The organism is Curtobacterium sp. 1544, assembly GCF_040544915.1.
Lineage (GTDB): Bacteria > Actinomycetota > Actinomycetes > Actinomycetales > Microbacteriaceae > Curtobacterium > Curtobacterium pusillum_C.
On the sequence record NZ_JBEPKX010000001.1, the window covers coordinates 303974 to 313827 of the forward strand.

A 9854-nucleotide genomic window follows, 5' to 3' on the forward strand; every position below is an offset into this window, starting at 1 on the left:
GGGCTGGCACGGTGCCTCCCGTCCGCCCTTGGTTGCATTTGCAACCATCACCGTCCAGACGGTACACTAACGGAGTCCTGACGGGACGCGTGCCCACCCCGCGTCCCGTCTCGTCTGTTCCGCCGTCGACCTGGTCCGGCTCGAAGTCCCCTGGAGTCACCGTGTCCGCCCTGCTCACCAGCCCCGTCCCCACCCCGGTCGCCGGCAGCCGCACCCGACGGTTCGCCGCGCTCGCCGTGCTCATGCTCCCCGTCCTGCTCATCTCGGTCGACAACACGATCCTGAGCTTCGCGCTGCCGTCGATCTCGCGCGCGCTGAACCCGGACGCCACCACGCAGCTCTGGATCGTCGACGCGTACCCGCTGGTGCTCGCCGGGCTCCTCGTCGTGATGGGCAGCATCGGCGACCGCATCGGGCGCCGGCGGATCCTGGTGATCGGTGCGACGGGCTTCGCGGTCTTCTCGGTCGCGGCGGCCTTCGCGACCGACGCCTGGATGCTCGTCGCGGCCCGCATCGTGATGGGTGTCTTCGGCGCCATGCTCATGCCGGCGACGCTGTCGATCATCCGCAACGTCTTCACGAACGCGGGGGAGCGGCGGATGGCCCTCGCCGTCTGGTCGACGATGTTCGCGGCGGGCAACGCCCTCGGCCCGCTCGTCGGCGGCACGCTGCTCGCGCACTTCCACTGGGGTGCGGTGTTCCTCGTCGCCGTGCCGATCCTCGTCGTCATGCTCGTCGCCGTGCCGTTCTGCGTGCCCGAGTCCCGCGACCCGAACCCCGGCCCCGTCGACGTCCCGAGCATGTTCCTGTCCCTCGGCGCCCTCGCCCCGACGGCCTGGGCGATCAAGTCGGTCGTGCACCCGGAGGAGCGCGGGTTCGCGATCGCGATGCTCGCGGTCGGCGTGCTCTGCGGGATCGCGTTCGTGCGCCGACAGCTCCGCTCGCGCACCCCGATGCTCGACCTCCGGCTGTTCCGCAGCACCGCGTTCACCGGCAGTGTCCTGATGAACATGGCGGCGATGTTCTCGCTCACCGGGTTCCTGTTCTTCATCGCGCAGCACCTGCAGCTCGTCGCCGGGCTCGACCCGTTCACGTCCGGCATCGTGCTCGTGCCGGGGTCGGTGCTGACGATCGTCGCCGGACTCGTCGTCGTGCCGATCGTCGCCCGGGTCGCACCGCGCTGGGTCGTCGCCGTCGCCCTGCTGTTCTCGGCCGCCGCGTACGCGATGGTCGCGGTGCTCGGCCACGACGCCTCGATCGTGGCGCTGGCGTTCGCGTTCGTGCTGCTCGGCATCGGGATCGGTGCGTCCGAGACCGTGACGAACGACCTCATCATCTCGACGGCGCCGGCGGACAAGGCCGGTGCGGCGTCGGCGATGTCGGAGACCGCGTACGAGATCGGTGCGGTGCTCGGCACGGCGGTCCTCGGCACGATCCTGGCGACCGCGTACCGGGCGCACGTCGTGGTGCCCGGCGGCCTGAGCTCGTCGGCGCACACCGCGGCCCAGGAGACCCTCGGCGGCGCGGTGTCGGCGGCGACCTCGCTCGGCGGGTCGGCCGGGCAGGCGCTGCTCGAGTCGGCCCGGGCGGCGTTCGACTCCGGCGTGACGATCACGGCGGGGGTCGCTGCGCTCCTCATGGTCGTCGCCGCGGCCGGCTCCGTCGTGATGCTCAAGCGCCGGTAGCGGAGCCCTCGCTTCGTCGAGTGAGCAGGAATCGTCGAGTTGCCGTCGAGCACCAGACGATTCCTGCTCACCCGACGTCCGACCAGCTCACAGCGGATGTCACACGAGGTCACACGGCGCGCCCGGGATCGGTCGAACCTGGGAATCGTTGACCTCAACCATGGTTGAGGTCATACGTTGGGACATGGCCGCGGAGCCGCGGCCATCCCCATCCGAAGGAACGACCACGACTCCCATGCCCGACGAAGCACCGGCGACCATCGCGGACGCGTACAAGTCCGCCTTCCGCGGGCACCCTGCCGGTGTCGCCGTCATCACTGCCGACGGCCCCGACGGTCCGACCGGCCTCACCGCGTCGAGCGTCGCCAGCGTCGCGGTCGACCCGCCCGTCCTCGTGTTCTCGCTGTCCACCAACTCCGGTTCCGCCGGCGTCGTCCTCGGAGCACCGATCTTCGTGGTGCACCTCGTGGACTCCCTCGGCGTCGACCTCGCCAAGCGCTTCGCGGCGACCGGCAGTCCCACGGCGGACGACCCGATCTGGGGGACGCTGCCCTCCGGCGACCGCTACCTGCCGAGTGCCGCGAGCGCCCTGCGCTGCCGGCCCCTGTCGACGACTCCGATCGGCTCGTCCACCGTGGTGGTGGCGGAGGTCCTCGACATCGTCGTCGGCCTCGAGCGCGGGGAGCCGCTGGTCTACCACAACCGGGAATTCCACTCCCTCACCGATCGTTCCCGGCTCTCGTGAGCCGCGGAGCACCATCCGCCAACCACTGATCGAAAGGAACTCACATGGCTGAGTACACCCTGCCGGAGCTGCCGTACGACTACGCCGCACTCGAGCCGCACATCAGCGGCAAGATCATGCAGCTGCACCACGACAAGCACCACCAGACCTACGTGACGGGCGCGAACACCGCGCTCGAGCAGCTCGCCGAGGCCCGCGAGTCCGGCAACCTGGCCAACGTCAACAAGCTCGAGAAGGACCTCGCGTTCAACCTCGGTGGCCACGTCAACCACTCGATCTTCTGGACGAACCTCGGCCCGGACACGAAGGTCCCGGAGGGCGAGCTCGCCGCCGCGATCGACGAGTTCTTCGGCTCGTTCGAGAAGTTCCAGGCCCAGTTCACCGCCGTCGCCACGGGCATCCAGGGCTCCGGTTGGTCCGTCCTCGCCTGGGACACCGTGGGCCAGAAGCTCACCACGTTCCAGCTGTTCGACCAGCAGGCCAACGTGCCGTTCGGTCTCGTGCCGATCTTCATGCTCGACATGTGGGAGCACGCCTTCTACCTCGACTACCTCAACGTCAAGGCGGACTACGTCAAGGCCGTGTGGAACATCGTCGACTGGGAGAACGTCGCCGCTCGCTTCGCGAACGCGAAGTCGCAGAGCTTCGTCACGCTCTGACGCACACGCAGCGGGTCACCTTCGTGTGGTGACCGACTGACGAACGGGAGGCACGGTGCCAGCTGGCACCGTGCCTCCCGTTCGTGTCGGGTGGCGACTCAAGCAGCGGCGAACTGCACGCCGGAGACGAGCTTGTGCGCGATCGTGCGGAGCGCGGCGTCGGTGTCGGTGTGCTCGCGGTCGAGGATGCTGCCCCACTGCGCCCCCCGGGCCGCGAGGACGGCGCCCTGCGCCGCGCGGTCGGCGTCCGTCTCGCGGTAGCCGTGCGCGCGGCACCACGCGGCGATCGCGGCGATCTGCTCACGGTGGAAGGTGCGCTCGCGGTCGCGACCGTCGAGGGACTCCACCGCACCGAGCTCGAAGGTGAGCCGGGCTGCGAGGGAGCGCTCGGGGTCGTCGAGCCCGCCGAACACGGCGATGAGGTACTCGGCCAGGGCGATGTCGTCGGCGTCTGGTTCCAGCGTCGCGGTCGAGACGGCTTGGGCGAGGTGCTCCACCACGGCGTCGATGAGGGCGTCCCGCGTGCCGAAGTGGTAGACGATCGGGTACGCGCTCGTGCCGAGCACCCGTCCGAGGCTGCGGACGGAGACGTCCTCGAGCTTGGTGTCCTGGAGGTGCTGAGCCACCTTCGCGATGATCGCGGGCTTGAGGGTGGGGTCGGGCTTCCGGGGCATGGTGTCTCCAGCGGGTCGTGGGCGTGCTCGACCGTTCACATACGATCATTGAGTATATTACCGGCTCGTGATCGATAACGCCAGGGAAGTCCCGTGCGCGTGTGAGCCTCCGTGCCGGCTTGAAACCGAGTTCTGCTCGTTTCCACGTAGGATGGGCGGGATGTCCATGTCGTCCGAGCGCCCCGAGGCCCCGTCGCGTCCCGGCGCGCCCCGCGCCGGACGGGCGGTCGCAGGCCGGCGTCGCGGGGCGGGGAAGCGCTTCCTCGTCGTCGGGGACGTGCTCGACGGTGTCCTGGTGCAGACGACGGCCACGGTGCTGGGCGACCACGACCCGGCAGCCGTGATCCGGCACCGGCCCACGGGCGCCGCCGGGAACACGGCGACCTGGCTCGGATGGCTCGGCGCGGAGGTCGACCTCGTCGCCCGGGTCGGTGTCGACGACGTCTACCGGCACGAACGCGCCCTCGCCGACGCCGGGGTGCGGGCGCACATCCGGTACGACGCCCGGTCCGCCACCGGGGCGGTCGTGTCCGTCCGCAACGGAGACCGCAGGACGGCGATGTCCGACCCGGCCGCCAGCGGCGTGCTGTCCGAGGACGACCTGCCGCCCGATCTGACCGGACGCGCGGACATCGTGCACCTCACCGGCGCGGCCATGCTCGGCGGCGGTGGGGCAGCTCGCATCGCGTCCCTGGTCGAGCGTGCGCACACCGGGCCGGCCCGGGTCGCCCTCGACCCGTCGTCCACGGCGATCGTCCACGCGATCGGTGCCGCCGAGTTCCTGGAGGCGCTCGAGGGCGTCGACGTCCTGTTCCCGAGCGAGCAGGAGGCCCTCGCGCTGACCGGGACGTCCTCGGTGGCGGCCGCGATGCCCCTCCTGACCGCCAGGGTGCCGCTCGTCGTCGTGACGATGGGCCACGACGGGGTGCTCCTCGGACGCCCGGGGCGCAGCCCGCAGCGTGTGCCGATCACGCCGGCGACGGTCGTCGACACCCTCGGGGCCGGTGACGCCTTCGCCGCCGGGTTCCTGCGGGCATGGGCGACCGATCCGGTGCGCGTCGGAGCTGCCGCGCGCGAGGGCACCCGGGTCGCGGCACGGGCCCTCGGGTTCGTGGGCGGACGGCCGCCGGTCTGACGAGGCCCGTCAGTGCTCGCTCGGGGTCAGCGCTCGCTGGGCTCGGCCGTCACGGTCAGGGTCTGGACGAGTCCGGTGGCGAGGGGCGCGAGGCGGATCTCGACGCGGAGCCGTCCGGTGGTCCCGGGGAGCCACCACCGCAGGTGCGACGGTGCCGTCGACGACTCCTCCACCGGATCCGCGGACACGTCGGCGCCGACGGCGGCGACCGCCGTGGCGATCGCGCGACGCCGACGCTCGTACGGGACGTCCAGGGCGACGTTCGGTGTGCAAATCGCGTCCGCAAGGTCGTCGCTCCAGTCAGCCAGGAGGCGCGTCACGGCTCCCTGCGCCGCCCGCGTCGCGGCCGTGGTTCGTCCAGTGCCCGGGCGCGCGCCCGCGGTCACGGTTCCGGACTCGCCAGCGTTCGCGTTCGCGTTCGCGAGGACGATGTCGAGCGCGCGGTCCGCTGCCGCGGAGACCTTCGCCTGCGTGGCGTTCTCGAAGGCGACGACTCCGAGGCCGTCCCGCACCGACCACCGCACGTGCGCGGAGAACCCCGGGTAGCCGCCGGAGTGCGACACGAGTTCACCGAACCGGGGGTCCTGCTCGACGAAGAGCCCGAAGCCGTACGCAGTGGGCCGGAGCGACGTCGGCACGACCGAGGCGGGCACGACGCGCGTCGCCTGTTGCATGAGTCGCCGGTCGGCCGGTGTGACCGGACCCGGCTCGGGTGCGTCCGTGAAGGCCGATGCCAGGTGTGTGGCCCACCGGGCGAGGTCCGCCACGGTCGAGAACAGGCCACCGATCGACGAGAAGGCGCCGGGGCCGGTCGTCGGCAGGGGCTCCCAGTCGCCGGCGTGCGGGCGGACCCCGGTCACCACGAAGCCACGCGACTCGGCGGCGCTGAACACCGTGTCGTCGAGTCCCAGCGGGCGGAGCACCCGGTCGGCCGCCACCTGCGGGTACGGTGCCCCGGCCACGACCGAGATCACCCGGCCGAGCAGCGCGTAGCCGGTGTTCGAGTAGGCGAACCGTGTTCCCGGGACCGAGTCGAAGAGCAGCCCGTCGCGCAGGACCGCGTCGAACTCGGCGTCGGAGAGCGACTCCTGCCGGTCCGCCCACGGGTCGTCGGTGGGGAAGCCGCCCGCCATCGTGAGCAGCAGGCGCAGGGTCGGCACGGGGGAGTCCGGGGTGGGGAGGGCGACCGCCGAGAACGCCGGCACGAAGTCCGTCACCGGGGCGTCGAGCGAGACGAGCCCGTCCGCGACGAGGGCGAGGAGGGTCGCGGCCGTCACGCTCTTCGTGCACGAGGCGATCCGGTACACGGTGTCGGCATCCGGGACCGTACCGTCGCCTCGGTCACCGTGTCCGCCGGAGGCGACGAGCCCGGTCCGGTCGAACACGCCCCAGACGCTGCTCGGGGCGGTGCCGCGCTCCACCCGGTCCTGGAACACGGCATCGACCACGGCGATGGTGCCCGTGTCGATCCCCGTCACGACCGGCGCATCCGGTCGTAGGCGTCGAGGGCTCGCTGCCGGGTCTCCTTGAGGTCCAGCATGGGCTCGGGACGGTCCTCGTCGGCCGGGACCCAGCGGTGCACGTACTCGCGGTGCGGGTCGAACCGCTCGAGCTGCCGATCGGGGTTGAACACCCGGAAGTACGGCGCCGCGTCGAACCCGGAGCCAGCGACCCACTGCCAGTTCGCGGCGTTGTTGGCGGAGTCGGCATCGACGAGGGTGTCCCAGAACCACTGTTCCCCGATGCGCCAGTCGACGAGCATGTTCTTCACGAGGAAGCTGGCCGTCGCGAGCCGGACCCGGTTGTGCATCGCACCCGAGTGCCAGAGCTCCCGCATGCCCGCATCGACGAGGTCGAACCCGGTCGTCCCGGTGCGCCAGCGGTCGATCTCGGCGTCGGGGGCGTCCCGCCAGGGGAAGGCGTCGAACTCACGTCGGACGTTCACCGTGGTGATGTCCTCGCAGTGGAAGTACTCGTTCCAGTTGAACTCGCGCCAGGCCAGCTGCCGGAGGAACGCCGAGGCGTTCTTGCGCTGTTCGGGCTCGAGCTGTCCGTGCAGGCGGTGCCAGACGTGGTACGGGCTGACCTCGCCCCACCGCAGGTGCGGGGAGAGATCGCTCGTGGCGGCCATCGCGGGTTCGTCGCGCTGGTCGTAGTCATCGAGCGCGTGGTGCACGAAGTGTTCGAGCCGACGGTGCGCGCCCTGCTCGCCGGGTTCCCAGGCGTCCCGGAGGCCGCCGGCCCAGTCGGGGTGGGTCGGCAGCAGGTCCCAGGCGTCGAGGTCGTCGCTCGCGACCCGGGGCGCCGCGGGGAGGTCACGCGGCTTGGGCAAGGGGTGACGGGGCTCGGGCATCGCCTGGGCGGCACGCCAGAACGGTGTGAAGACCTTGTACGGCTCGCCCTGTCCGGTCAGGACGGTCCACGGTTCCCAGAGCAGGCTCGCAGCGAAGCTGTGCGCCTCGGTTCCGCCGTCCGTCAGCGACGACTTGATGCCGGCGTCGAGGTCGCGCTCGGCGCGGCCGTAGCGGCGGTTCCAGAACACCGCGTCGGCGTCGGTGTCGGACACGAGGGCGTCGATGGCCTCGGCAGCCGCCCCGCGGCGCAGCACCAGTCGGGACCCGCGCTCGCGGAGTTCGCCGTCCAGCGCGGCGAGGGAGTGGTGCAGCCACCACCGTGCCGCAGCCCCGATCGGTCGGATGCCGGGGGACTCGTCGTCGAGCACGTACGCGACCGTGACGTCCCCGCCGTGATCGATCGCCGCCCGGAGCGCCGGGTTGTCCGCGAGTCGGAGGTCGTCGCGGAGCCAGACGAGTGCGCCGCTCACACCGTGGCCGGGTCCGGGGTGGCCGTGACGCGTGCGCCGCGGCGGGGTGCCGTCGAGCCCGCTGCGACGCGGAGCTTCGTGCACAGCTCGGTCAGTGTGCGGAGTTCGGTGTCGCTCAGGCCCGCACCGACCTGGTCCGCGATGGTCTGCGCGTGCTGGACGGCCACGGAGCGGTAGACGTCGAACCCGTGTGCCGTGAGGGCCACGATGACCCCGCGGGCGTCGGTGGGGTCCGGCTGCTTCTCGACGATGCCCCGCGCGGTGAGCCGCTCGACGAGCCGGCTGACGCTCGGCTGCGTGAGGAGCAGGTGCCCGGTGAGTTCGCGCATCCGGCACCGTCGCCCGGGCTGGGTCGACAGGTTGAAGCAGACGTCGTACTCGTTGAAGGAGATCTCGCCGCCGGGGAACTCGGCGTTGAGTGCGCGCATCACGGTGACCTGGGCGCGGAACAGCGCTTCCCAGGCCGCCACGGCGGTCGCCTTCTCGCTGCGACGTGTCTCGTCCACGATCGCGCTCCCTCCGGTCGTGCGGTCATCCCACACTACCGACGGCATGGGACACACGACGCCGCTGGCGTGCAGCGATGTCCCCCGGAACGCAACGAGGGCCGCCCACCCGATGGGTGGACGGCCCTCTCCCTTGCACCAAGAGTGTCCTGCAATCACATTCCGCAGGCGGTGCCACAGCAAACACCGTCTGCACCATCGACTGTATAACGAACGGGTAACGGCGCGCTACTGGTCGCCGCGGTCGTTCGCTGCGAGTTCACCAAGAACGACCGATCAGGATCAGAAGAGGTCGGGCGACGGCGTCGAGGCGTACCGCACCGCGACGTCCGCGTGCCGGTCGAAGCGGTAGCCGACACCGCGCACGGTGCGGACGATCTCCTCGAAGGCGCCGAGCTTCGAACGGAGTCGACGGACGTGCACGTCGATCGTGCGCTCGTTCGGGGTCTCGTCCTCGCCGTCGGACCACAGACCGTCGATGATCGCCGAGCGGTCGACGGTCTGACCCTCGCGGAGGACGAGGAACTGCAGGAGCTCGAACTCCTTGTACGTCAGGGGAGCGGCTTCGCCGTCGAGGGTGACGCGCTTCCGGGAGATGTCGATGACGACCCCGGTCTCCTCGGGCTCGGGCTTCTCGGCCTGCTTGCGTGCGGCCACGGCGGAGCGGTCCTGCAGGGCGAGGCGGACGACGTCGACGTCGCGGCCACCGGAGCCCTCGGCGGCGACGGCCACCGCGGCGTAGGTCTCCGACGACGGGACGAGCTGCGCGGTCAGGGCCTTGAGCTGCTCGACGACCGCGGCGAGCGTCGTCCCGGCAGCGGCCGCCTTCGCCTCGTCGATGCCGACGTACAGCGCGAAGCCGCGAGCCTCGGTGCCCTCGGGCAGGGCGCGGTTGCGTTGCGGGGCGACCACCGGGCTGGTCGGCACACCGGTCGCGGCGGGCGGGGCGACCGGCTCACGGCGCGGACGGATCGGGGTCACGGTGCCGAGGTCGGTCGGCGCGGGGACTGCGGTGCGGAGGGTGGTGCGGGGCTGAGCGATGGTGAGCGACATGGCGGTTCTCCGGGCGATGTGGCTGCGGGCACGAGTGGTGCCGCGGCTGTGTCGAATGCGTCGGTCCGGGTACGGCTAGTGCCGTGGTGCCCTGCGGTCCTGCTGCGGACCGGGGCCGACCCGGGGGTACGGGAGACAGACCTCGTGACGTGGTGCGCGTCGTCGACGTGGTCGTCACCCGGGGATCACGCTCGCGCGACGGGGGTGGTGTCGCGGGGGATCCGGCTGGAACGGGTGCCGATCAGGCACACATTCGACAACGCATGACGGCCATGGCCGGCATCATCATGCCGGCGGTCCCCTGTGCCTCGGAGAGGACGCGGGTGGACACGGTTGCAGTCATGGAACGAGTATCGGTGGGATACCAACGTCGTGTCAACCGTCCGCGCGGACGGTGCGTTCTGCGAACCCACGGGGAAGACGGACTGGAGGCGGGGGGGCCGCCCGGCCCCCCCCCCCCCGGGGGGGGGGGGGGGGGGGGGGGTGGGGTTAATAGAAAAAAAAAATGGGGGGGGGGCGGACGTGCACCAAAAGGGGGGGGCCCCGCGGGAGTGCATGTAAAACCGGCCCCGG

General features: G+C 71.4%; 9 protein-coding genes. 4 read left to right on the forward strand and 5 right to left on the reverse strand.

The features are described from left to right. Window positions 1-161: 161 nt before the first annotated feature. The 3 genes from ABIC61_RS01510 (at window position 162) to ABIC61_RS01520 (ending at window position 3089) form a co-directional block, all read left to right on the forward strand. Complete coding sequence (locus ABIC61_RS01510) at window positions 162-1685, forward strand: MFS transporter (RefSeq protein WP_354028544.1); 1524 nt, start codon at window positions 162-164, stop codon at window positions 1683-1685. A 235-nt stretch (window positions 1686-1920) separates the two neighbouring features. Next, window positions 1921-2430: a flavin reductase family protein gene (locus ABIC61_RS01515; RefSeq protein ID WP_354028545.1), complete on the forward strand. Its 510-nt coding sequence runs from the start codon at window positions 1921-1923 to the stop codon at window positions 2428-2430. A gap of 44 nt (window positions 2431-2474) precedes the next feature. After that, window positions 2475-3089, forward strand: a complete 615-nt coding sequence (locus tag ABIC61_RS01520) for a superoxide dismutase (protein ID WP_070418340.1) — start codon at window positions 2475-2477, stop codon at window positions 3087-3089. A 98-nt stretch (window positions 3090-3187) separates the two neighbouring features. Here ABIC61_RS01520 and ABIC61_RS01525 read toward each other — a convergent pair whose 3' ends face one another. Continuing rightward, complete coding sequence (locus ABIC61_RS01525; protein WP_354028546.1) at window positions 3188-3763, reverse strand: TetR/AcrR family transcriptional regulator; 576 nt, start codon at window positions 3761-3763, stop codon at window positions 3188-3190. 160 nt (window positions 3764-3923) lie between these two features. Here ABIC61_RS01525 and ABIC61_RS01530 point away from each other — a divergent pair, with 160 nt between their 5' ends. Then, a complete protein-coding gene (locus ABIC61_RS01530) occupies window positions 3924-4898 on the forward strand; it encodes a carbohydrate kinase family protein (protein WP_186321947.1) in 975 nt (324 codons plus the stop codon). Between the two features lie 26 nt (window positions 4899-4924). On the opposite strand, the gene ABIC61_RS01535 is transcribed toward ABIC61_RS01530, so the two are convergent. From ABIC61_RS01535 to ABIC61_RS01550, 4 genes are all read right to left on the reverse strand, one after another. Continuing rightward, a complete protein-coding gene (locus ABIC61_RS01535) occupies window positions 4925-6376 on the reverse strand; it encodes a serine hydrolase domain-containing protein (RefSeq protein ID WP_354028547.1) in 1452 nt (483 codons plus the stop codon). Continuing rightward, window positions 6373-7722, reverse strand: a complete 1350-nt coding sequence (locus tag ABIC61_RS01540; protein ID WP_354028548.1) for a cryptochrome/photolyase family protein — start codon at window positions 7720-7722, stop codon at window positions 6373-6375. Before ABIC61_RS01540 ends, ABIC61_RS01535 begins: the two co-directional genes overlap by 4 nt. Further along, the gene (locus ABIC61_RS01545) at window positions 7719-8228 is read right to left on the reverse strand and encodes a MarR family winged helix-turn-helix transcriptional regulator (protein ID WP_354028549.1); all 510 of its coding nucleotides are present in this window, start codon (window positions 8226-8228) and stop codon (window positions 7719-7721) included. The genes ABIC61_RS01540 and ABIC61_RS01545 overlap by 4 nt, the downstream gene beginning before the upstream one ends. A 282-nt stretch (window positions 8229-8510) precedes the next feature. Then, window positions 8511-9281: a winged helix-turn-helix domain-containing protein gene (locus tag ABIC61_RS01550; RefSeq protein ID WP_144751979.1), complete on the reverse strand. Its 771-nt coding sequence runs from the start codon at window positions 9279-9281 to the stop codon at window positions 8511-8513. Window positions 9282-9854 lie beyond the last annotated feature (573 nt).